Origin of the sequence: Mesorhizobium sp. M7A.F.Ca.MR.176.00.0.0 (assembly GCF_004023165.1) — a bacterium.
Lineage (GTDB): Bacteria > Pseudomonadota > Alphaproteobacteria > Rhizobiales > Rhizobiaceae > Mesorhizobium.
In genome coordinates, this window is the sequence record NZ_RZTC01000076.1 from 6777 (window position 1) to 27813 (window position 21037).

Sequence of the window (21037 nt, forward strand, 5' to 3'; positions counted from 1 at the left end):
CTCTGGCCTGCCGGCCATCTCCCCCTCGAGGGGGGAGATCAGCTATCCATTCCGACGAAGCTCTCTTCCTCAACCACTTCAGCGCCACCCAGCCTGAACGGCGAAAACGATACGCGATGCAGCCGCGCCACCGGGCCATGCGCCTCGATTGCCGTGCGATGGCGAAGCGTGGCGTAGCCCATATGGACTTCGAAGCCGTAGCGGTCGTGATGGTTGCCGCAGCCGCACATCATGCGATCGCGCATCACCTTGGCGACGATCGAGGCGGCGGCGATCGACTGCGAACGCTGGTCGCCCTTGATCAGCGCGCGCCCTTCACAAGGCAGGCCAGGCGGCACGTCGCGTCCATCGGCAAGGGCGAGCTTCGGTCTGACCGACAGCCCTACCAGGGCGCGGCGCATGGCTTCCAGGCTTGCCTTGAGGATGTTGCTGCCGTCGATACCCTCGGCACTGATGGAGGCCATTGAGACCGCCTGCGCAGAGCCGAGAATTCGCAGGAACAAGGCTTCACGCTGCAGATGGCTGAGGCGCTTGGAATCGTCGAGGCCGTCGGGAATGTTGGCGGGATCGAGCACCACGGCCGCGGCGACCACCGGCCCGGCCAGGGGGCCACGGCCGGCCTCGTCCATCCCGGCAACCGGCCACAGCCCCTCCGCCATCGCCTTCGTCTCGAAGGAGAAGTCGGGCTTCTCGATGATCTCAAAGAGAGGCGGAGAATCAGAACGCGCGCGAGCCATGTTGCGGCGAGGTTCGCATCGGCTCTGATTCTCCGCAAGTCCCTCCGGGTCGGGTGGGGCGCCGGACCGGGAGGGCACCGTCTGCAGGCCGGGGCAGGCCGGACGGGATTCTGGTGCCGCGACGGATCAAACCACCGCGACGAATTGTCTCTCAAAGCAGCGTCAGCTGCACCTGGTCTTTCCCGGCGGCAACGAACTGGTCGGTCCGCAGCGTGCGCCGTTCGGCATTGAGGCCGAGCCGCTTGGCTGTGATCTCGAAGCGCCGGCCGATCTGCCAGGCATAGGGACCGGCGCCCTTCATGCGTTTGCCCCATTCCGAATCGTAGTCCTTGCCGTCACGCATCGACCGGACCAGCGACATCACATGGCGGTAGCGGTCGGGATAATGACGCAGCAGCCAATCCTTGAAGATCGGGCTGACCTCCAATGGCAGGCGCAGGATCACGTAGCCGGCTTCGCGCGCGCCGGCCGCACGTGCCGAATCGAGGATGCGTTCCATTTCCGGGTCGGTCAGGCCCGGAATGATCGGCGCCACCATGACCGAGGCCGGGATGCCGGCATCCGAAAGCTGCCGGATCGCTTCCAGCCGCTTGGTCGGTGTCGACGCGCGCGGCTCCATGGTGCGCGCCAGCATACGGTCGAGCGTCGTCACCGACAGCGCCACCTTGGCCAGCCCGCGTTCGGCCATTCGCGACAGGATATCGATATCGCGCGTCACCAGAGCGGACTTTGTCACGATGCCGACTGGATGGCCGCGCGCTTCCAGCACTTCGAGGATTTCGCGCATGATCCGGTATTGCTTCTCGATCGGCTGGTAGGGGTCGGTGTTGGTGCCGATGGCGATGGTGCGCGGCTGATAGCTGTCTTTCGAAAGCTCCTTGTCAAGCAAGCGCGCCGCATCAGGCTTGGCGAACAACTTCGATTCGAAATCCAGACCCGGCGACAGGCCCATGAAAGCGTGCGTCGGGCGGGCAAAGCAATAGACGCAGCCATGCTCACAGCCGCGATAGGGGTTGATGGAACGATCGAAGGAAATGTCGGGCGATTCGTTGCGGGTGATGATTGTGCGCGGCTTCTCGACCTGCACTTCGGTCTTGAAGGGCGGCAGTTCCTCCAGCGAATTCCAGCCATCGTCGAACACGTGCCGGCTGACCGGCTCGAACCGGCCGGACGGATTGATGCCCGCTGACCTGCCGCGGTTGCGGTCCGGGCGGACACGCATGCCGCTCTGCTCGACCATCGCATTGGCCATCTCGGCTCTTCCTGCTCCGAAAGCTGCAATGTCGGCGCGCACGATCTGTTCCATTCTCGCCCGCTCCCAAGGACTGTCCGTGTTGTGTCGAATCGCTCTGTTCATGAAATTATTCCTATTTGGTTGATGAGAACAAAGCAAGAACTTTCTATGGTGCGATGCAAAAACTGGCGCTGTCCGGCGCTTTCCGCTATTCGGCTGAGGATGCTCAGTGTTCTCATCGAAACCCGCAATGACGAGGAGGGCCTCGCCCGCACGCTCGCCTCGCTGATTGGCGGCGCGGTCGAGGGCGTGGTGCGTGAAGTCATCGTCTGCGACATAGGCTCCACCGACCAGACGCATCGTGTGGCCGAGCATGCCGGCTGTCAGTACGTGACGGGCGGTGTCGCTGCCGGCATCCGCCAGGCCAAGGGGGATTGGCTGCTGCTCCTGGAACCGGGCGCGCGGCTGGTGGAGGGCTGGATCGATGAGGTTGTCGCCCATACGGCAAGGCAGACCATGGCGGCACGGTTTTCGCGCACGCGAGCCAGCCGCACGCCATTCCTGGCCCGGGTCTTTTCGGGAAACCGCGCCTTGGCCGACGGCTTGCTGATCAGCAAGCGTCAGGCGGCTGCCGCGGCAAAGAGCGCCGGCAGTGCCGAGGCCATCGCCCGCGGCCTCGCGACGAAGCGGCTCGACGCGGAGATCTGGATGGCGCCGGCCAAGCAGGAGCGCCGCTCGTCGACGTGATTTTTGCAGTTGCTCAGGTCATTGTGCATTGCACAAAATCTGACGCGGGGTTAGCTTCCGTTCAAGCGGGAATTGGGTTTGGGACATGCCGAGAGGCGAGCACCGATGCGGCATCGGTGGTGCTCTCATAGCCGAGGACTCAATGAAGCTTTCAACCCCCGACACATCCGGCGCGCCCAGTCTCGAGGCCATTGCGCGCAACGGCAGCCTGCTGCGGCGCATCGCCGTGCGTATTCCAACCTATCTGACGGACCTGCGCGAAAACCCCGCCTGGCTGCCGATGTTCGTGCTGGCGCGCACAATGCCTGGACGCCGCATGCATTGGCTCGGCGCAAAACGCGCCCGCCCGGTCGCCAATGCCGGGGATACGATGTTTGCCGGTGTCGAACGGGGAGCGGTCGTCGATGCGTTGCGCTCCGACGGGCTGTTCTCAGGCTTGGTCCTGCCGCCTGATATCCATGAAGAGATCGCCGACTTCGCCGGGCGCACGCCTTGCTTCGGCAATTTCGACCGCCGTCTCGAATTCATGCCGGGGGAACATGCCGAGGCCGAGAAACGCCTTGGCCGCTCGCTGCTTAGCGGGCATTTTTTCGAGCGCATCCTCGACTGCCCGGCGGCGCTTGCCATCCAGCGCGATCCGCTGCTTCTGGATATTGCCGCGCACTATCTCGGCGGCCAGGCAAAACTGATCACGACGCGCGTCTGGTGGAGTTTTCCAACCGGTGCGGCTTCGGACGCCGACAAGAACCTCGCCTCGCTCGGCAAGTATCATTTCGACCTCGATGATTGGCGCATGCTGAAATTCTTCTTCTACCTCAAGCCGGTCGACGCCGACACCGGTCCGCATGTCTATGTCAGGGGCAGCCACAAGCGCCGCAGCCTCAAGCATCAGCTCACGCTTCTGGTTGGCCATCCCGCGCAACAGGTGCTGGATGTCTATGGCGAGCAGAGCCCGGTGACGCTGACCGGCGAGGCCGGTCTCGGCTTCGTCGAGGACCCCTTTGGCTTTCATATGGGCACCGTGCCGGCACGCACGCCGCGACTGATGATGGAAGTCGGCTTCGGCGTATCGCCGCCGTCGCGCCGACGGTTTCATGGCGAGCCGGTTATCCGCTGAGAGCTGCCTATCCGAAGCTCATCTCGACAGGTGTCCAGTGTGTGCGGCGTCTGGCTTGGCGCTGCGCCCTGTTTTCCGTATCGAAGTCAACGCGGACCGGCTCCTGGTTGAACCGTTCGCGGTCGTCCAGGGCGTTGATGATGACGATCGCCCTTGCATCGTCATCTCTGGCGATTGCATCGTCATCTCTGGCGATTGCGGCGACGTAGACACCGCACCGCCGGCAGATCAGATAGTCGGCCGTCCTCAGCCCGAACTGATATCTCCGCAATTGCGTCTCGTCCTTGACCGAGATGACCAGTCTGCCATTCGGATCGGCAACGGCGCGCGAACCATGTCTGACACAGAACGAGCATTGGCAAGCGCGAACTTCGGTTTGCGGTGGCTCGAGCTCGGTTGAAAATTCAAGGCGTATATTGCCGCAATGGCATCCACCGGTGTGCACGGTCATCGTAGCTGCCTTGTCGTGAACGGCGATGATCGCCTTCAGACAAGGTACTTTTCCGAGGTCCGGTTTGGAATGGGGTTTCAAAGGCGCCGGTGCTGTTTTGCCTGGCGAACGCGGCGTGGAACCGGCGCTTTGCCTCGGCTTTTACGGAGCCGATTTGCCGCGCCGCAAATGCTCGTCCAGGCGCGGCATGATCTCGACGAAGTTGCATGGCGTGTGCCGGTAGTCGAGCTGCGCTTTCAGGATGCCGTCCCACGCGTCCTTGCAGGCGCCTGGCGAACCCGGCAGCACGAAGACGAAGGTGGCGTTGACGACGCCGCCGGTCGCCCGGCTCTGGATCGTCGAGGTGCCGATCTTGTCGTAGGAAATCCGGTGGAACACTTCCGAAAAGCCGTCCATGCGCTTTTCGAAGATCGGCTCCAGCGCGTCCGGCGTCACGTCACGACCGGTGAAGCCAGTGCCGCCGGTGGTGATGACGACATCGATATTCTTGTCCCGCGACCACGCCAGAACCGTGTCGCGGATTTTCTCACGGTCGTCGGTGACGATATTGCGGGCCGCCAGGATGTGGCCGGCCTCGGTGATGCGGTCAGCCAGCGTCTGGCCAGATTTGTCGTCGGCGAGGCTGCGCGTATCTGAAACGGTCAGCACCGCGATGCGCACGGGAATGAAGGAGCGGCTCTCGTCAATTCTGGCCATCAGCTCCCTCCGATGCGATGCTGCGCGTCGCGGCAACGAACCAGTCGGGCTGGCGGCCGCGGATCTCGGCGGCTGCGCGCTTGGCGACATTGCCGGTCTCGAACAGGCCGAAGCAGGTGGCGCCGGACCCGGACATCCGTGAAAAACCCGATCCGGCCTTGTTCAGCCAGGAAAGCGCCCTGCCGATGGCGGGCTGCATCGCCAGCGCCGCGGGCTCGAGATCGTTGCGAGTAATCTCCAGCCAGTTGCGCAGGCTGTGAAAATCGATGCCGCGCGGCAGCGGTGGCAAGGCCTCATTGTCGCGCCGGGAAAGCGCTGCAAAGACATCCGCCGTCGACACCGGGGTGCCTGGATTGACCAGTACCAGGCCAAGCGTCGAAAAATCCGGCACCATCGACAGTTCATCCCCGATGCCGCGCGCCACCAGCGGCTTTGCCGCCAGGCACATCGGCACATCGGCGCCAAGCGAAAGGCCGATCCGCGCCAGCTCTGCGCCGTCGATGTCCAGCGCCCATGTCTCCACCAGCCCGCGCAGCACGGTCGCCGCGTCGCTCGAACCGCCGCCGACGCCGGAGGCAACCGGCAGGTTCTTTTCGAGCCGGATGGCAACCGGCGGTGTGCGCTCTTGCCCGACCGCCTGTCGCAGGGCGTCGCGCGCCCTAAGCACAAGATTGCTTGCGTCGACTGGAACGGCCGGTGCGTAGCGGCCGGACACGGCAAACTCATCGCTGTTGGCGAGCGCGATTTCGACCCTGTCGCCAAAACGCGTGAACACCGCCAGGCTTTCGATCAGATGATAGCCGTCATGGCGCCTGCCGGTGACATGCAGCGCAAGATTGATTTTGGCGTGTGCGTGCCAGCTACGCGACCCGATGTCGGTGTCCACAATCGTCTGCGGGATGATGCTCAGTCCTTGGCCAGCCGGTATTCGCCGGTCTTCGGATCCTTGATCAAAGTGCCGATCGCGCCGTTGGCCGTCTGCTTTTCTGTGCGCCGCACCTTGGCGGTCACGCGCTCGGCTTCCCTAATGAAGGTGCGGTAGCCGAAATAAGCGGCAACGCCAACGACGGCGAAGAAAATGATCTGCGGCATGCCAAAACTCCTCCCACGCTGGGCCGGCGAAGGCGGCCGGTCGGGTCGGTTGATGCATGCCGACCCGCTTTTGGGAACACGACATGCATGAAACTCAAGCTCTCATGCTAGACGGTTTTGCCGGGTTTTCAAAGCCCGAAGCGAGACCACAATGCGCGCTCTTCCGCCGCATCGATCACGCCGCTGGCGGCAGCCGCGGCAATATCGGGCGCTGAAAAGCCCTTGCTTGAGCCGAACAGGCCGAAGCGGCTAAGGAAACCGCGCGGCGTCGTGATCAGCCTGAGCTGCGTTTTCGCCCCGAAACGGGTCTTGAGCACCGTTCGCATGTCGCCGAGCGCATCGACCAGACCGAGTTCGAGGCCCTTGATGCCTGTCCAGAACAGGCCGGTGAACAGGTCCGGGTCGTCCTTCAGTTTCGTGCCGCGCCGCTCCTTGACGAGGTCGATGAAGGTTGCGTGCACCTCGAGCTGCAGCGCCTTCAGCCGTTCGACATCTTCCTTCTTCTCGGGCTTGAACGGATCGAGCACCGCCTTGTTCTGGCCGGCGGTGTGGACACGGCGCTCGACACCGATCTTTTTCATCAGTTCAGGGAAGCCGAACGAGGCCGATACCACGCCGATCGAACCGACGATGGACGACGGATCGGCGAAGATCTCGTCACCGGCGACCGCGATCATGTAGCCGCCCGACGCCGCGACATCCTCGACGAAGACCAGTACCTTTTTGTTCTTTTCCGTGGCCAGGTCACGGATGCGCTTGAAGATCAGCCGAGACTGCACCGGCGAGCCGCCCGGCGAATTGATCGAGATGGCGACCGCCGGCGCGTCGTAGGAGAACGCCTTCTCGATGAGGCCGGCGGTGGAAGCCAGCGACAGGCTCGGCCGAAACTGGCCACCGCCTGCCATGATGGTGCCGTGCAGCCGGATGACCGGAATGGTGACGACGGTGGAGCGCCAGGATTTCGGCAGCAGGCGGTTGATAAGGCGTTTCACGAGGGCGCGGTCTCCGGTCGGTGGGTTGCAGGCATGTAGGGATTTCCCGGCCAACGGCAATGTCGCCGGGCAGAATAGCTCAATCTCCGAACAGCGAGGCGAGGCCGTTGGTGATCATTTCGCTGCGCTCGTCGGGGCCGTTGCCTGACTGCGTGTGGAGCATCAGGGGCGGGCGTATGGCAAGCTTTCCCCGCGCCCCGAGCGCTGCCCGCACGACGATGCGGATCGCCGCCGCATCGGGACGAGGGTGGACGGCGAGCATCTCGGCATCGCCGAAGCGGCCGGCGATCGCATCGAGAATGGCGCCGAGCTGTTCGGGCCGGGCGATTACGGCGAGCCCGCCGCGCGGCCTCACCACCGCCGCCGCACTTCTGATCCAGCTCTCGAACAGCCCGTCCTCCATGACATGGGCTTCCTTTCGCAGGCGATCCGATGTGGCGCGGTCCCGGGGGGCATTGAAAGGCGGGTTCATGATGACGAAGTCGAAGTCGTTGTCGGCGAGGCCGGCGGCCGCCCGCGCCCGGCCCGATACGGTGACATTGGCGACCAGCACGGATGCGCGATCGCTGAGATGGGCATTGCCGGGATGGGCAAGCGTCGCCGCCGCGAAGGCCGCCATTTCCGGCGCTCGTTCGACAAGCACCGCCTGTGCCGCCGGGCAGCGTGACAGCACCGCCAGTCCGGCAGCTCCGGCTCCCGCGCCGAAATCGGCCAGGCGCCCGCCAAAGGTCGATGGCACGGATGCCGCCAGCATCATCGCATCCATGCCGGCGCGATGGCCGCCCTGCTTGGGCTGGACGAGCCAGAACCGGCCGCGATGGAAAGCGTCGACCGTATGGGCCGGCGTGTCCGGAACAAGGGCGGCGGGCGCGGCGGACATTATTTTCCGCGGATCTCGTTGGCGATGCCGGCATCCCTGAGGATGCGCCGTGCCGCGTCGGCCTGGTCGGCGTCGACCATGACGCGTTTCTGCAAAAGACCGATCGATCCTTCGAGAATGCTCATATTCTGATCGGCGACAAAGCAGGCGATGCCGGCGTCGCGCATCAGCGATTCCACAAAGGAGATGATCACGGCATCGTTGGTGCGGACAAGTTCTATCATCGTATGAAACTCGCAGTTTGCGCTATTGATGTAAACGGGCAGGGGATTCCGAGGCAGAGCCCCGTTCCCCCTGTGGTCGTTGACATTCCGTCATCGACGCCGCGCCAATTCGCCACTTGCCGTGGCCATGTCCGCCGCCCTAGAGTCCATGCAGGGACTAAGGGTGCCGTCGCACGCTCTATACCAAGACGGGAGTGATTGTCGTGGGTGTCGTTCTCAACATCGAAAACGGGAAGCGGGAGCCCGCCTCCATCAAGGATCTGATCGATCTGACAGCGGCCGATATGGGGCGCGTCAATGAATTGATCCTGTCCAAGGCCGGCTCCGACGTCGAGATGATCCCGGAGGTCGCCAATCATCTGATCTCGTCCGGCGGCAAACGGCTGCGGCCGATGCTGACGCTGGCCGCCGCGCAGATGTTCGGCTATGCCGGCGAGGGCCACGTCAAGCTCGCCACCTCCGTCGAATTCATGCACACGGCGACGCTTCTCCACGACGATGTCGTCGACGAAAGCGGCATGCGGCGCGGCAAGAAGACCGCCCGCATGATCTGGGGCAACCAGGCAAGCGTGCTGGTCGGTGACTTCCTGCTCGGCCAGGCTTTCCGCATGATGGTCGATGTCGGCTCGCTCGAAGCGCTCGATATCCTGTCGAGTGCTGCCTCGATCATCGCCGAGGGCGAGGTTATGCAGCTTGCCGCCGCCAAGAACCTCGAAACCACCGAGGACGAGCATTTCGCCGTCATCAAGGCCAAGACCGCCGCACTTTTTTCGGCTGCTGCCGAGGTCGGGCCCGTCATTGCCCAGGCGACCCGCAACGATCGTGCGGCGCTGCGCTCCTACGGTATGAATCTCGGCCTTGCCTTCCAGCTGATCGATGACGCGCTGGACTATGGCGGCACCAGCAAGGATCTCGGCAAGAATGTCGGTGACGATTTCCGCGAAGGCAAGGTGACCTTGCCAGTCATTCTCGCCTATCGGCGGGGCACGAAGGCCGAGCGCACTTTCTGGAAGCGTGCCATCGAGGACAATGTCACCGATGACGCCGGCCTGGAAAAGGCGATCGGCCTGATGACTCGCCATGGCGCCATCGCCGACACGATCGGACGAGCCCGCCATTTCGGCGAGATCGCCCGCGACGCGCTGGCGCCGCTGGAAGCGACGCCGCAGAAATCGGCGCTGATCGACGTCATCGATTTCTGCATCAGCCGGGTGAACTGAGCGGCGTCACCCGGTTGCCCGCTGCTTCGCCTTTCCCGGCAAAGCGAACGCGGCCAGCAGGCTGACAAAGATGCCCGCCGCCGCCAGCCAGAAGGCGATCTGTATGCCGTCGGCGATCGCGGCCTTCAGTGCATCGCCAGTCAATCCGCCGACATGGCTGTTGGCGATCGCGATCAATGTCGCCATGCCGATCGCGTTGCCGATGTTGAGCGTCGTGCAGGCCATTCCCGAGGCAACGCCCTGTTCGTCGTGTGCCACGCCCGACGCGGCCGCGATCCACATGGCGGTCCAGACGATGCCCTGTCCGACACCGGAGATGATCAGGCCGGGAACGATGGCGGCATAGCTGCTGTCGGCCGATGCTCCAAGGACCATCAGCGCTGTGCCGGCTGCGCCGACTATCATGCCGCCGACCAGGGTCGAGCGTGTAGAAAAGCGCGTCGCCAGGCGTTCACCAAGCTGCGTGCCGGCGGCGATGGCGATCGACGGCACCAGGAACGCCAGGCCTGTTTGCAGGGCGGTGAAGCCATGTACGGTCTGCAACAGCACGGTCAGGAAATAGGGCAGGGCTCCGAACGTTCCCATGAACAGGAAGGTGATCGTCATGCCGGCGACGAGGCTGCGATTGCGGAACAGCCGCAGCGGCATCAGCGGGTCAGCGCTCTTCGCCTCAATCAGCGCGAAGGCGATAATGAAGATCGCTGCCAGTGCGGCGCTGGCGATGATCGCTGGCGAACCCCAGCCATATTCAGGTCCCTGGACCAGCGTGAAGACCAGCAATGTGGCGCCTGCGGTGACGGTCAGCGCGCCCGGCAGATCGAAGTTGCGGTGCTGGTGCCGCTTGGGATCGCGCGGAATGATGGCAAATGCGGCGATGATGGCGATGCCAGCCAGCAGCACATTGACGTAGAAGACCGACGACCAGCCGAAGGCGCCTGTCAGGATTCCACCGGCCAGTGAGCCAAGGGTAAGGCCGCTCGCGCCGGCACCGCCCCACACCGCCAGCGCCCTGTTGCGTTCCGGTCCTTCGGCAAACAGGCGGTTGATCAGCGAGAGCGTCGCCGGGAACAGGAAAGCGCCGCCGATGCCTTGCACGGCACGCGCAGCGATGATGATTTCCGGCGACCAGGCGAGGCCGCCGACCAGCGACGAAAGCGCATAGAGCCAGAGCGCGAAGATGAAGATGCGGCGCTGACCGATAAGGTCGGCGGCGCGGCCGCCGAACAGCAGAAAACCGCCGGTAAACACGGTGTAGGCGCTCACCACCCATTGCAAGGTCTGGCCGGAAAAGCCCAGCCCAGCCCCGATTTCGGGCAGCGCCACGAAGACGATGTTGATGTCGAGAGCGATGATAAGCTGGGCGAAGGCGAGCAATGCCAGCGTGGCGCCGCGCTTCGCGCCAATCCCTCCCTGTGTCGTAGTGGCGCCGAATGGCAGCCCTTGATCGAGTGAACTCATGCCAGTCTCCTTTCGATTCTTTATCGATCGACAAAGAATTGAATTTGCAATCTTGAGTCAAGCGGATTATTTGTGGATCGATAAAGAAATGGAGGTTGCGATGGCGGGACGGCCAAGGGAGTTCGACAGAGCCCAGGCTCTGCAGAAAGCGCGCGATGCCTTCTGGATGCGCGGCTACGAGGGCACCTCGATGGCCGACCTCGTCTCCATGCTTGGCCTGGCCTCGGCGCGCATCTATGCCGCCTTTGGCTCGAAGGAGGATCTGTTTCGCGAAGCCGTTGTTCTCTACGAAACCAGCGAAGGAAGCTTCGCCACCGGTGCCCTTGCCGAAGAACCAACCGCTCGGCGGTTTGTCGAGCGGCTGCTGCGCGATGCGATCGATATCTACACAAGGCCGGATCTGCCGAAGGGCTGCATGGTTGTCTCGGCCGCCACCAACTGCGCTACCGAAAATGACGGCGTGCTGCATTGGCTGGCCGAGCGCCGACTGGCGCGCAATGCATTGATTGTGGAGCGCCTGAGAAAGGGTGTTCGCGACGGCGACCTCAAGCCGGATACCGATCCGGAAGCGCTTGGCGACTACTACACCACGCTGTTGTTTGGCCTCTCAGTGCAGGCGCGCGACGGGGTGCCGAAGAAGCGGCTGCATGACCTGGTCACCGTGGCGATGCCTGCGCTCGACGGTTTCGTCTCACAGCCTTGAGTCTTGCTTCTGGCGCCTCGCGATTTCGACTGCAATTGGCTCGACAAGCTGCCCTGCCGCAAATTATCTATAAAACATGGCAAAGGGCACGGACGACACCATCGCGGTGCGCATCAGCAAGGTTCTGGCGGACCGCATCATCTCGGGCGCGATCGAGCCGGGGGCCAGGCTTCGGCAGGATCATATCGCCGAGGAATTCCAAACCAGCCATGTTCCCGTGCGCGAGGCCTTCCGGCGTCTGGAGGCGCAAGGGCTGGCCATCGGCGAGCCGCGGCGCGGCGTGCGCGTCGCGTCTTTCGATCTGGGCGAGGTCAAGGAGGTCGCCGAAATGCGCGCCGCCCTTGAGGTGCTGGCGCTGCGCCACGCCGCGCCGCACCTGACATCGGCCATTCTCGATCTCGCCGAGGAGGCGACCAAGGCCGGCGACAAGTCCCGCGATGTCAGGTCGTGGGAAGAGGCCAACCGCGCCTTCCACCGCTTGATCCTGGCGCCATGCGGCATGCCGCGCCTGCTCGCCACCATCGACGACCTGCACGCGGCAAGCGCCCGTTTCCTGTTCGCGGCATGGCGGTCGGAGTGGGAGACGCGCACCGATCAGGACCATCGCGCGATCCTCGCCGCCTTGCGGCAGGGAAACACCGAATCGGCGGCCGTCACACTGGGGCGGCACGTCCAATGGATTGGCCGCAAGCCGGTCAGGACGGCTTCCGGAACAACGCGCGAAGCCTTCGCCATCGTAGGTTAGACAGCCTCCGCCAAAGCGAGGGCTTGCAATCCCCAGGGAAGTGTGGATTCGATAATAGATCGGAAAGAGAAATTATCTATAATTTTCATCGATCGAAGGAATCCCAATGACAGACGTCGCATTCTCCCCCGGCAAGCCGTCGTTCAGTCCGCTCCGGCTCCAGGATCGTTCTCTTGCCTGGCAGGTTGGAGCCGTCGTGCTTGGCACCCTGTTCCTGGCGCTGGCGTCCTATATCGAGGTGCCGATGGTGCCGGTCCCGGTAAACATGCAGACCTTTGCCGTGACCCTGATCGGCGCGCTCTATGGCTGGCGGCTTGGCGCGCTCACCATCGTCGCCTGGCTGGTCGAGGGTGCGGTCGGCTTTCCGGTTCTGTCCGGAGGGGCAGCGGGTGCCGCGCATTTCGTCGGGCCGACGGGTGGCTATCTCTTCGCCTTCCCGCTTGTCGGCGCCTTGGTCGGCTGGCTAGCAGAACGCGGCTGGAACGGCAAAAGGGTGATGCTTGCCTTTGTCGCCATGCTGCTTGGCAACCTTGCCTGCCTTGTGCTGGGCACAGCATGGCTTGCCGTCATGATTGGAGCCGAACAGGCCGTTACCTTCGGCTTCCTGCCGTTCATCGTCGGCGGCTTGCTCAAGTCAGCGCTGGGTGCCGCGACCCTCATGGCCCTTCCCGGCGGCAAGGCCAAGCCGGCCAATCCGTGACGATCAAGCTGCGCGCCCATCATCTCCTTTGCCTGCTCACCTATGTGGGCAAGGGATACAGCCCCGCCTTCACCGCCAATTATGATCGCGTCGCGGAGCGCCTGAGCCGGGGCGAGGACATCCTCCTCGTTTCCGGCCCCGATGATGTCTGCGCTCCATTGCTCGACGAGACGGAACCTCACTGCCTCAACGAGAGCGTCGTCGAGCGGGACCGGCTCGCCGGGCTGGATGTAGAGGAATTGCTGGCGCGGCCAATCCGGGTCGGCACCCACCTCGATCTCGACACGGGGACCTTAGCCCGGATGCGGCAGGCGTTTTCGGCTGGCCTTGTACGCAAGGCCTGCGGCGGCTGCGAATGGAACGAACTGTGCAGCACGATAGCGGCCGGTGGATATAGCGACACGCTGGTGCAGCGGTCCGCCGCGCCAGCCGAGGTTTGATATTGGCCCCGAGCCTTAGCGGTCGAAGCCGAGCTCAGGGGTCGAATCTGCGATATCTTCGGCGCCGTGCAGGGCCAACACCGAAATTCAAGACCGGAAAACTGGTGCCTGTCGCCATGATTTGTTAATCGGGTGCCCGGATTGTGAATTCGAGGCGGATTGAAGCGCGACCCCAAAAAGGCCATGCTTTGCCTGGAAAGATCGAGTCTACGCCGATCCCGCTGATGCGGAGATGGCGCCTGGCTGAAAGGGATATGATGCGGCAAGGACGTGCGCGCTGGCTGACAAGGCTGGCAATTGTGACCGGCATGGCGATCTCGGCTTTGCCGGCCTATGCCAAGCAAACCACCGAACCGGTCAAGATCACGTCGTTTTCGGGCGCTTATCTGGCGGCCCGGATCGCCGAGGGCGACAACGACCTCGACAGCGCCATCGCCTACTACAAGCAAGCATTGGCCTTCGACCCGAGCGACACCGGCCTGCAGCAGAGCCTGATGCTGTCGCTGATCGCGCAAGGGCGCTTCGACGAATCCCTGGTCTATGCCGACAAGCTCAAGGAAGTGCCTGACGTCGAGCGTTTCTCGCGCTTGGCGCTCGCCGTCGATTGCTTCCACAAGAAGGATTTCACCAAGGCGCAGTACTGGCTCAAGCTGTCGCTGGAATCCGATCTCGACCGGTTGATCTCCGGCGTGATGTCCGGCTGGGCGCAGCAAGGCGCCGGCGAGCCTGCCGATGCGGTGGCGTCCATCGACAAGCTGCAGGGGCCGGATTGGTTCGGCCTGTTCAAGTCGTTCCACCGCGCCCTGATCGCTGATGCATCCGGCATGCCCGAAAAGGCCGAGGCGATCTATGCCGCGACCATGCAGGATACCGCCGCCGGCGGTGCCGCTCCCGAAACCTGGATGCGCAATGCCCAGGCCTACGCCTCGTTCCTGGTCCGCAAGGGCGACAAGACCAAGGCGCTGTCGGTGCTCGACCAGGCCGAGGCGTTTTCGCCGGGCAAGCTGGAAATCGTCGCCTTGCGCGACCGAATTGCAAAAGGCGACAAGATTGCGCCGCTGGTTGCCGGCCCATCCGATGGCGCCTCCGAAATCCTGCTCGACCTCGCCACCGCGCTCAACCGTGGCGGCGGCGAGCCGTTCGTGCGCCTCTATCTGCAATATGCGCTTGCTTTGAAGCCTGACAGCGACGCTGCCCTTGTGCAACTCGCCGCCGTGTCCGAGCAATTGAAGGACGGCGAAGGTGCCATCGCGCTCTATCGCCGGATTCCCGCCGCTTCGCCGCTGAAGGAGCTTTCGGACCTGCAACTCGGCCTCAATCTTGCCGATCTCGACCGTCACGAAGAAGCGATCACCCATCTGAAAGCCTTGGTCGACGCCCATCCCAATGACATGCGCGCCTATCTGGCGCTCGGCGGCGTCTATTCCGCGAAGGACGATTTCCGTTCGGCCGCCACTCTCTACGATAAGGCCGTCGAGGTGCTGAAGGCGCCGACCGCGGCCAACTGGAACATCTTCTACCAGCGCGGCATCGCTTATGAGCGTCTGAAGGAATGGCCCAAGGCCGAGCCGAACTTCCGCAAGGCGCTGGAACTGTTCCCCGACCAGCCGCAGGTGCTGAACTATCTCGGCTATTCCTGGGTCGACATGAACATGAACCTCAAGGAAGGCCTGGCGATGATTCAAAAGGCCGTCGACCTCAGGCCGAGCGACGGTTACATCGTCGATTCGCTGGGTTGGGCCTATTTCCGCCTCGGCAGGTTCGATGACGCGGTGCGCGAAATGGAACGCGCCGTGTCGCTGAAGCCGGAAGATCCGGTTCTCAACGATCACCTCGGCGATGCCTACTGGCGCGTCGGCCGCAAGCTGGAAGCCACCTTCCAGTGGAACCAGGCTCGCGACCTGAAGCCGGATCCCGATGTGCTGGCCAAATTGCAGCAGAAGCTGATGAAGGGCCTGCCGCCGATCGAGTCCAACACGGCGCAGGAAACCCCGAAGGTCAAGCCAGAGCCGGTGCCCGCCCCGAAGGGGTGACGTCAGCCATTTGAATTCAAGGCGAACGGGGCTCTTTTCGGAGTCCCGTTTTCGTTTGAACCGGATTCGGCCGGCTGCCTCAGAAGAGCTTGCGATAGACGACGAAGCCGGAGTGTTCGGCGACCTTGTCGTAAAGCTTCATCGCCGTGTGATTGGTCTCATGCGTCAGCCAGTATACCCGGCCTGAGCCGGCCGCCTGCGCGCGCTCGTAGACGCCCTCGATCAGCGCCCGTCCGATGCCTTTGCCACGCGAGGCCTGCGTGGTGAAAAGGTCCTGCAGATAGCAATTCGGCGCGATCGCCGTGGTGCTGCGATGGAAGAGATAGTGCACGAGGCCGAGAAGCTGTCCCTCGCCTTCGGCCACCAGCGCGTGGACCGGCTCATAGGCATCGAAGAAACGAGACCATGTCATCTGGGTGATCTCACCCGGCAGGGCCGTTTCGCCCGAGCGGCCATAAAATGCATTGTAGCCGTCCCACAGCGGCAGCCATTGCTCGAAATCCTGTCGCGCGACAGGGCGGATGACGATCGGGCTGGGCATGGCTGAAACCTGTTGTCGTTGCTGCACAGGCGAACAGAGCGCAGGCCCGAGAGATGGGCAATGGGCCAGCCCCTGCAAAGCTTTCAACATTGTCCACAATGTCGGGGTGACCGCATCGGCGTGCTTTGCTTGACGCTTTGCTGCCGGGTCTCTAGGACGTGCCGGCAAGCTAGCCTGTGCTGTCGAGGCCATCCGTGACAATTGAAATCCCCGCCCATATGCATCCCAGCCGCTCGTTCCAGGGGCTGATCCTGACCTTGCACAACTATTGGGCGGCCTATGGCTGCGTCATCCTGCAACCCTACGACATGGAAGTCGGCGCCGGCACCTTTCATCCGGCAACGACGCTGCGCGCGCTCGGCCCAAAACGCTGGAACGCTGCCTATGTCCAGCCTTCGCGTCGTCCCAAGGACGGGCGTTATGGCGAGAACCCGAACCGGCTGCAGCATTATTACCAGTACCAGGTGATCCTGAAGCCGAACCCGCCCAATTTACAGGAACTCTATCTCGGCTCGCTGGCGGCGATCGGCGTCGATCCGCTGCTGCACGACATCCGCTTCGTCGAGGACGATTGGGAAAGCCCGACGCTGGGCGCCTGGGGTCTCGGCTGGGAATGCTGGTGCGACGGCATGGAAGTCTCGCAGTTCACCTACTTCCAGCAGGTCTGCGGCATCGAATGCGCGCCGGTGGCCGGCGAACTCACCTACGGGCTGGAGCGACTGGCCATGTATGTGCAGGGCGTCGACAATGTCTACGACCTCAATTTCAACGGCCGCGAAGGCGCCGACAAGGTCACCTATGGCGATGTCTTCCTGCAGGCCGAGCAGGAATATTCGCGCCACAACTTCGAACACGCCAACACGGCGATGCTTCTGCGCCACTTCGAGGACGCCGAGGCCGAGTGCAAGGCGCTGCTCGACGCCGGCGCGCCGGCATCGAACGACAATCTGCCGATGCACCGCATGGTTTTCCCGGCCTACGACCAGTGCATCAAGGCCAGCCATGTCTTCAACCTGCTCGACGCACGCGGCGTGATTTCGGTCACCGAGCGGCAGAGCTACATCCTGCGGGTGCGCAATCTGGCCAAGGCCTGCGGCGAAGCGTTTTTGAAGACGCAGGCGGGTGGCTTGGCGGCCTGAGCTTCAGGCCCGCTTCATCATCTCGAGGGAAACGTTGATCGGCGGTACGGCCTGACCGCCGGCACCGTCGATCGTGCGCAATGCCTGTCGAACGCCCGGCATCGAGAAGGCACCGTGAGCCTGCGCCGTGAAGCAGGCGCCGAGCGCGAGGATCTGCAGAAGTCTGGATGCCGTTTTCATGGTCGTTGAGCCAATAGTTTCCTGCCTGAGCGTGGGTCGCTTCAGCGCTGCGTTCGGTTCATGGAAATCTTTGATCCAAGGACGGGTGGCGCGGTCTTGTCCCGACAGGGCGGCCAAAATTTCTGGAAACGGGCGCAAATCGGCGATCCCCGCGCGGAAAGGGTGACAGCGGCCAGCCGAGTTGCTATGCCCCCGCCCGGACCATTTTGCCGCGTGAGCCCCATCCATGCCTGACCTGCTTCTAGAACTCCGCTCGGAAGAGATTCCTGCCCGCATGCAGCGCAAGGCGGCGGGTGATCTCAGGAAGATGCTGACCGACGGCCTGGTCGAGGCGGGGCTGACCTATGAGGCGGCGCGCGAGTACTGGACGCCACGCCGGCTGACGCTCGATATCAGGGGCCTCACCGCGCGCTCGAAAGATATAAGCGAAGAGATCAAGGGGCCTTCGACATCGGCGCCTGAACAGGCGGTCCAGGGGTTCCTGCGCAAGGCCGGACTTTCCTCGATCGCCGAGGCCCATGTCCATTCCGATCCGAAGAAGGGCGATTTTTATGTCGCCCACATTTCGAGGCCGGGCAGGGCGGCGGAAGAGATCATCGCCGAACTGGTGCCGGGGATCATCCGCAATTTCCCGTGGCCGAAATCGATGCGCTGGGGGCCGGCCTCGGCCAAGCCCGGCTCGCTGCGCTGGGTACGGCCCCTGCAATCGATCCTGTGCACGTTCGGCCCGGAGACCGAGGAGCCTGTCGTGGTCGATTTCGAGATCGACGGTATCCGCTCCGGCAACACCACCTATGGCCACCGTTTTCATGCGCCTGACGCCATCACGGTACGCCGCTTCGACGACTATGTTTCCAAGCTGGAAGCGGCCAAGGTCGTGCTCGATGCTGATCGGCGCAAGGAGATCATCCTTGCCGATGCCCGCAATCTCGCCTTCGCCAACGGGCTTGACCTTGTCGAGGACGACGGGCTGCTGGAGGAGGTGTCCGGGCTGGTCGAATGGCCTGTCGTGCTGATGGGCGAGTTCGAGGAGGCATTCCTGGCCATTCCAGCCGAAGTGATCCGACTGACCATTCGCGCCAACCAGAAGTGCTTTGTGACGCGGCCGCAGGGTGTCGACGACGCGCTTTCCAACCGCTTCATCCTCACCGCCAATATCGAAGCCAGGGATGGCGGCAAGGAGATCGCCCACGGCAACGGCAAGGTGGTGCGCGCCCGCCTGTCCGACGCGCTTTATTTCTGGACGACCGACCAGGGCGATTTGCCTGACCTGGCTGAGCTCGAGGCATCGGCGGAAAAATTCGGGCTTGATCTCAAGAAGCCGCTCGACCAGCGCATGGCCCGCCTCGACCATCTCGGCGTGACTTTCCACGCCAAGCTCGGCACGCAGGGCGAACGGGTGGAGCGGATCAAGCGGTTGGCGGAAGAACTGGCGCCGATCGTGGCGCAGTCAATCTCCCCCCTTGAGGGGGAGATGGCCGGCAGGCCAGAGGGGGTCGCCGCGCGTGAAGCGCCGGCGTCCTCTGACCGCAATGGGGCGTCGCATCCGGTTGTGCCGACCCCCTCTGTCGCCTTCGGCGACATCTCCCCCTCGAGGGGGGAGATTACCGCGCTTGCCGCTCGCGCCGCGGTTCTCGCCAAGGCCGATCTCACCACCGAAGTCGTTGGCGAGTTCCCCGAACTGCAGGGTGCCATGGGCCGCAAATATGCGCTGCTGCAGGGCGAGCATCCATCTGTGGCCGCAGCCATCGAGGAACACTACAAGCCGCAAGGCCCGTCCGATCGCGTGCCGAGCGATCCGGTATCCGTTGCTGTGGCGCTTGCCGACAAGATCGACACGCTGGTCGGATTCTGGGCGATCGACGAAAAGCCGACCGGCTCGAAGGACCCGTATGCGCTGAGACGCGCGGCTCTGGGGGTGGTGAGGATAATTGTCGAGAACGGCATCAGGCTGACGCTTCGCACCGTGTTCGCGCTCAGTATGGCCCGATACGTGGTTGGCGATCATTTTCGGAAATTGGATCGGCAGACTGAGGCAGCTCAGCATTTGGCCGATCTTGGGGTAGGAGAGAAGACCGTTCGTGATTTGAACGAAATGGTTGAACGAGAACAGGCTCCAAGCCGGGCTGAACGTATTATCTCGGAAACCCAAGAGAGAGCTCTGCAAATAGCCGCTGACCTCCTCGCCTTCTTCCACGACCGCCTGAAAGTCTATCTCCGCGACAAGGGTTCTCGCCACGATCTGATCGATGCGGTCATCACGCCGCAATCCCACGACCTCCTGCAGATCGTGCGCAGGGTCGAGGCGCTGGGCTCCTTCCTCGACACGGAGGATGGCAAGAACCTGCTCGCCGGCACCAAGCGTGCGGCCAACATTCTGGCCGCCGAGGAGAAGAAGAAAACGGTGGTCGCCGAAACCGTTGAGTCGGCACTTTTGCGCGAGGATGCCGAGAAATCGCTGTTTGCGGCGGTGAATCAGGCTGAGAAGCAAGCCGGCGAAGCGATTCAAAACGATGACTTTTCCGGCGCCCTGCTGGCGCTTAGCGTGTTGCGCGAGCCGGTTGATTCATTCTTTGAGCATGTTCTTGTAAACGATGAGGATCAGGCGGTGCGTGCCAACCGCCTCGCGCTGCTCGCCCGCATCCGCGCGGCCACCGGTCAGGTCGCGGATTTCTCCAGGATCGCAGGTTAAGGCGAAGAAAATATTCTCTGCTACCGGCCGCTCAAGCCGGCTTACAGTCATATGGCGATGATCTCTCCGTGGCAAAAGGAACATGTTCCCCAACCCCACGGAGGCTTCCATGAATTCCGATCACGAAATCGAAGTGACAGAAGAAACTCCCGCCGAGGCGCTTGAATCCGCTTCCGAAACCATTCTCGATCATGCCGCCGCCGCAGCGGTCGAAGCCGCTGACCTGTCTGATGACGACGAAGATGAAGACGAAGAAGACGAGGACGACGCCGAGGACAGCGTGAAGGCTGACGGCGACGAGTCCGAAGAAGATGACGACAAGGAAGAAGCGGCCTGATTTTTTTCGGCCGCCGAGTCTATCGATGGCAAGGCGGCGCTGAGGCGCCGCCTTTTCCTATCAGCCGTCCCCGAAGCCGACGGTCAGCCGTCCCTGGCGACGGTCAGTTCTCGAGAATGCTGACGCGCACGCTGTTTTCGTAGACATCGACCTGGATCAGCGGTTCGCCATTGACGATGGCGCGCTTGGTCGAGGAACTCATCGCGCCGCCGCGTTCCAGCATGCGCTGCAGGTCGGCGCGCTGGCCGTTGGTCCTGAACCAGCCATCAGCCTCGTCGTCGCTGTCACGGCGGTGGAATTTGTGCCAGTTGGCGCGGTCCTGCCGCACCATCTGCGCGGCATTGTCCAGCGCATAGCCGTCACTCGCCTGATGGTCGCGATCGGAAATGCGCGCGACATAAGATCCCAGCATGTCGTCGGCATGAGCCGCGACGACGCCAAGCAACGACGCCAGCAGAAGGCCTGCCCCGGTTACGATTCCAGATTTTCTCATGATCACCCCCCTTTACCCCTAGCGATGAAATCCCGTCTGCCAGAATACCTAGAACGGGGCTTGCCTGGCAATGGTGCGCCGGGCGCCAGACCACCGTCAAGTCACGCCATCGATGTCGGCTGTCTTTGAGCCGGGGCTATTTGGTGTAGCCGTTGGGAGGCATGCGCTGCCCTGCTGCCGGCGCCG

At 63.2% G+C, this 21037-nt stretch carries 24 protein-coding genes; 11 read left to right on the forward strand and 13 right to left on the reverse strand.

Annotated elements, in window-relative coordinates:
* Nucleotides 1–38: 38 nt before the first annotated feature.
* Together EOB59_RS23060 and EOB59_RS23065 are read right to left on the reverse strand one after the other, a co-directional pair.
* Entirely contained in the window at nucleotides 39–737 is a 699-nt protein-coding gene (locus EOB59_RS23060) for a ribonuclease HII (protein WP_127270953.1), read from the reverse strand.
* Nucleotides 738–888: 151 nt separating this feature from the next.
* Complete coding sequence (locus EOB59_RS23065) at nucleotides 889–2043, reverse strand: PA0069 family radical SAM protein (protein ID WP_023808673.1); 1155 nt, start codon at nucleotides 2041–2043, stop codon at nucleotides 889–891.
* 150 nt (nucleotides 2044–2193) lie between these two features.
* Between EOB59_RS23065 and EOB59_RS23070 the strand changes: the two genes are divergently transcribed.
* Entirely contained in the window at nucleotides 2194–2718 is a 525-nt protein-coding gene (locus EOB59_RS23070; protein WP_128289311.1) for a glycosyltransferase, read from the forward strand.
* A 142-nt stretch (nucleotides 2719–2860) separates the two neighbouring features.
* Nucleotides 2861–3835: a hypothetical protein gene (locus EOB59_RS23075; protein ID WP_127322392.1), complete on the forward strand. Its 975-nt coding sequence runs from the start codon at nucleotides 2861–2863 to the stop codon at nucleotides 3833–3835.
* 7 nt (nucleotides 3836–3842) lie between these two features.
* Here the strand turns inward: EOB59_RS23075 and EOB59_RS23080 are convergent, their stop codons facing one another.
* From EOB59_RS23080 to EOB59_RS23110, 7 genes are all read right to left on the reverse strand, one after another.
* A complete protein-coding gene (locus EOB59_RS23080) occupies nucleotides 3843–4286 on the reverse strand; it encodes an aldehyde-activating protein (protein ID WP_127395892.1) in 444 nt (147 codons plus the stop codon).
* A 141-nt stretch (nucleotides 4287–4427) separates the two neighbouring features.
* The gene (gene moaB, locus EOB59_RS23085) at nucleotides 4428–4982 is read right to left on the reverse strand and encodes a molybdenum cofactor biosynthesis protein B (protein WP_128289312.1); all 555 of its coding nucleotides are present in this window, start codon (nucleotides 4980–4982) and stop codon (nucleotides 4428–4430) included.
* Nucleotides 4969–5868 (reverse strand): 4-(cytidine 5'-diphospho)-2-C-methyl-D-erythritol kinase, encoded by a 900-nt coding sequence (locus tag EOB59_RS23090; RefSeq protein ID WP_128289313.1) that lies wholly within the window; start codon nucleotides 5866–5868, stop codon nucleotides 4969–4971. The genes moaB and EOB59_RS23090 overlap by 14 nt, the downstream gene beginning before the upstream one ends.
* A 20-nt stretch (nucleotides 5869–5888) precedes the next feature.
* Complete coding sequence (locus EOB59_RS23095; protein WP_127811025.1) at nucleotides 5889–6074, reverse strand: hypothetical protein; 186 nt, start codon at nucleotides 6072–6074, stop codon at nucleotides 5889–5891.
* 128 nt (nucleotides 6075–6202) lie between these two features.
* A complete protein-coding gene (locus EOB59_RS23100) occupies nucleotides 6203–7066 on the reverse strand; it encodes a S49 family peptidase (protein ID WP_127811024.1) in 864 nt (287 codons plus the stop codon).
* A gap of 79 nt (nucleotides 7067–7145) precedes the next feature.
* Nucleotides 7146–7946 carry a methyltransferase gene (locus EOB59_RS23105; RefSeq protein ID WP_127811023.1) on the reverse strand — a complete coding sequence of 267 codons (801 nt, stop codon included), beginning with the start codon at nucleotides 7944–7946 and terminating at the stop codon, nucleotides 7146–7148.
* Nucleotides 7946–8170: a DUF2007 domain-containing protein gene (locus tag EOB59_RS23110; protein ID WP_063167652.1), complete on the reverse strand. Its 225-nt coding sequence runs from the start codon at nucleotides 8168–8170 to the stop codon at nucleotides 7946–7948. The genes EOB59_RS23105 and EOB59_RS23110 overlap by 1 nt, the downstream gene beginning before the upstream one ends.
* Nucleotides 8171–8373: 203 nt before the next feature.
* Between EOB59_RS23110 and EOB59_RS23115 the strand changes: the two genes are divergently transcribed.
* On the forward strand, nucleotides 8374–9390 hold the full coding sequence (locus EOB59_RS23115) for a polyprenyl synthetase family protein (RefSeq protein WP_127272280.1): 1017 nt from the start codon (nucleotides 8374–8376) through the stop codon (nucleotides 9388–9390).
* 6 nt (nucleotides 9391–9396) lie between these two features.
* Here EOB59_RS23115 and EOB59_RS23120 read toward each other — a convergent pair whose 3' ends face one another.
* A complete protein-coding gene (locus EOB59_RS23120) occupies nucleotides 9397–10848 on the reverse strand; it encodes an MFS transporter (protein ID WP_128289314.1) in 1452 nt (483 codons plus the stop codon).
* A 100-nt stretch (nucleotides 10849–10948) separates the two neighbouring features.
* On the opposite strand from EOB59_RS23120, the gene EOB59_RS23125 reads away from it, so the two are divergent.
* The 5 genes from EOB59_RS23125 (at nucleotide 10949) to EOB59_RS23145 (ending at nucleotide 15469) form a co-directional block, all read left to right on the forward strand.
* Nucleotides 10949–11551: a TetR/AcrR family transcriptional regulator gene (locus EOB59_RS23125; protein ID WP_127268976.1), complete on the forward strand. Its 603-nt coding sequence runs from the start codon at nucleotides 10949–10951 to the stop codon at nucleotides 11549–11551.
* A 76-nt stretch (nucleotides 11552–11627) separates the two neighbouring features.
* Complete coding sequence (locus tag EOB59_RS23130) at nucleotides 11628–12296, forward strand: GntR family transcriptional regulator (protein ID WP_027164176.1); 669 nt, start codon at nucleotides 11628–11630, stop codon at nucleotides 12294–12296.
* Nucleotides 12297–12402: 106 nt separating this feature from the next.
* Nucleotides 12403–12996, forward strand: a complete 594-nt coding sequence (locus EOB59_RS23135; RefSeq protein ID WP_127328424.1) for a biotin transporter BioY — start codon at nucleotides 12403–12405, stop codon at nucleotides 12994–12996.
* Nucleotides 12993–13436 carry a DUF1284 domain-containing protein gene (locus EOB59_RS23140; protein WP_128289315.1) on the forward strand — a complete coding sequence of 148 codons (444 nt, stop codon included), beginning with the start codon at nucleotides 12993–12995 and terminating at the stop codon, nucleotides 13434–13436. The genes EOB59_RS23135 and EOB59_RS23140 overlap by 4 nt, the downstream gene beginning before the upstream one ends.
* Before the next feature lie 257 nt (nucleotides 13437–13693).
* Nucleotides 13694–15469: a tetratricopeptide repeat protein gene (locus EOB59_RS23145; RefSeq protein WP_128289320.1), complete on the forward strand. Its 1776-nt coding sequence runs from the start codon at nucleotides 13694–13696 to the stop codon at nucleotides 15467–15469.
* A gap of 79 nt (nucleotides 15470–15548) precedes the next feature.
* Here EOB59_RS23145 and EOB59_RS23150 read toward each other — a convergent pair whose 3' ends face one another.
* Nucleotides 15549–16010 carry a GNAT family N-acetyltransferase gene (locus EOB59_RS23150; RefSeq protein WP_023808656.1) on the reverse strand — a complete coding sequence of 154 codons (462 nt, stop codon included), beginning with the start codon at nucleotides 16008–16010 and terminating at the stop codon, nucleotides 15549–15551.
* Between the two features lie 218 nt (nucleotides 16011–16228).
* Here EOB59_RS23150 and EOB59_RS23155 point away from each other — a divergent pair, with 218 nt between their 5' ends.
* The gene (locus tag EOB59_RS23155; RefSeq protein ID WP_174800366.1) at nucleotides 16229–17149 is read left to right on the forward strand and encodes a glycine--tRNA ligase subunit alpha; all 921 of its coding nucleotides are present in this window, start codon (nucleotides 16229–16231) and stop codon (nucleotides 17147–17149) included.
* Between the two features lie 3 nt (nucleotides 17150–17152).
* On the opposite strand, the gene EOB59_RS23160 is transcribed toward EOB59_RS23155, so the two are convergent.
* Nucleotides 17153–17467 (reverse strand): hypothetical protein, encoded by a 315-nt coding sequence (locus tag EOB59_RS23160; RefSeq protein WP_127270002.1) that lies wholly within the window; start codon nucleotides 17465–17467, stop codon nucleotides 17153–17155.
* 88 nt (nucleotides 17468–17555) lie between these two features.
* On the opposite strand from EOB59_RS23160, the gene glyS reads away from it, so the two are divergent.
* Both glyS and EOB59_RS23170 read left to right on the forward strand, forming a co-directional pair.
* Nucleotides 17556–20021, forward strand: a complete 2466-nt coding sequence (gene glyS / locus EOB59_RS23165) for a glycine--tRNA ligase subunit beta (protein ID WP_128289316.1) — start codon at nucleotides 17556–17558, stop codon at nucleotides 20019–20021.
* Nucleotides 20022–20130: 109 nt separating this feature from the next.
* Nucleotides 20131–20358 carry an ATPase gene (locus tag EOB59_RS23170; protein ID WP_128289317.1) on the forward strand — a complete coding sequence of 76 codons (228 nt, stop codon included), beginning with the start codon at nucleotides 20131–20133 and terminating at the stop codon, nucleotides 20356–20358.
* A gap of 103 nt (nucleotides 20359–20461) precedes the next feature.
* Here the strand turns inward: EOB59_RS23170 and EOB59_RS23175 are convergent, their stop codons facing one another.
* On the reverse strand, nucleotides 20462–20851 hold the full coding sequence (locus EOB59_RS23175) for a hypothetical protein (RefSeq protein WP_127271781.1): 390 nt from the start codon (nucleotides 20849–20851) through the stop codon (nucleotides 20462–20464).
* Nucleotides 20852–21037 lie beyond the last annotated feature (186 nt).

Bases quoted from the DNA above. Each gene is read 5' to 3' on its own strand.
- EOB59_RS23060 (WP_127270953.1), bottom strand. From the start codon at position 737: ATGGCTCGCGCGCGTTCTGATTCTCCGCCTCTCTTTGAGATCATCGAG.
- EOB59_RS23065 (WP_023808673.1), bottom strand. From the start codon at position 2,043: ATGGAACAGATCGTGCGCGCCGACATTGCAGCTTTCGGAGCAGGAAGA.
- EOB59_RS23070 (WP_128289311.1), top strand. From the start codon at position 2,194: ATGCTCAGTGTTCTCATCGAAACCCGCAATGACGAGGAGGGCCTCGCC.
- EOB59_RS23075 (WP_127322392.1), top strand. From the start codon at position 2,861: ATGAAGCTTTCAACCCCCGACACATCCGGCGCGCCCAGTCTCGAGGCC.
- EOB59_RS23080 (WP_127395892.1), bottom strand. From the start codon at position 4,286: ATGACCGTGCACACCGGTGGATGCCATTGCGGCAATATACGCCTTGAA.
- moaB (WP_128289312.1), bottom strand. From the start codon at position 4,982: ATGGCCAGAATTGACGAGAGCCGCTCCTTCATTCCCGTGCGCATCGCG.
- EOB59_RS23095 (WP_127811025.1), bottom strand. From the start codon at position 6,074: ATGCCGCAGATCATTTTCTTCGCCGTCGTTGGCGTTGCCGCTTATTTC.
- EOB59_RS23105 (WP_127811023.1), bottom strand. From the start codon at position 7,946: ATGTCCGCCGCGCCCGCCGCCCTTGTTCCGGACACGCCGGCCCATACG.
- EOB59_RS23110 (WP_063167652.1), bottom strand. From the start codon at position 8,170: ATGATAGAACTTGTCCGCACCAACGATGCCGTGATCATCTCCTTTGTG.
- EOB59_RS23120 (WP_128289314.1), bottom strand. From the start codon at position 10,848: ATGAGTTCACTCGATCAAGGGCTGCCATTCGGCGCCACTACGACACAG.
- EOB59_RS23125 (WP_127268976.1), top strand. From the start codon at position 10,949: ATGGCGGGACGGCCAAGGGAGTTCGACAGAGCCCAGGCTCTGCAGAAA.
- EOB59_RS23130 (WP_027164176.1), top strand. From the start codon at position 11,628: ATGGCAAAGGGCACGGACGACACCATCGCGGTGCGCATCAGCAAGGTT.
- EOB59_RS23135 (WP_127328424.1), top strand. From the start codon at position 12,403: ATGACAGACGTCGCATTCTCCCCCGGCAAGCCGTCGTTCAGTCCGCTC.
- EOB59_RS23145 (WP_128289320.1), top strand. From the start codon at position 13,694: ATGCGGCAAGGACGTGCGCGCTGGCTGACAAGGCTGGCAATTGTGACC.
- EOB59_RS23150 (WP_023808656.1), bottom strand. From the start codon at position 16,010: ATGCCCAGCCCGATCGTCATCCGCCCTGTCGCGCGACAGGATTTCGAG.
- EOB59_RS23155 (WP_174800366.1), top strand. From the start codon at position 16,229: ATGCATCCCAGCCGCTCGTTCCAGGGGCTGATCCTGACCTTGCACAAC.
- glyS (WP_128289316.1), top strand. From the start codon at position 17,556: ATGCCTGACCTGCTTCTAGAACTCCGCTCGGAAGAGATTCCTGCCCGC.
- EOB59_RS23170 (WP_128289317.1), top strand. From the start codon at position 20,131: ATGAATTCCGATCACGAAATCGAAGTGACAGAAGAAACTCCCGCCGAG.
- EOB59_RS23175 (WP_127271781.1), bottom strand. From the start codon at position 20,851: ATGAGAAAATCTGGAATCGTAACCGGGGCAGGCCTTCTGCTGGCGTCG.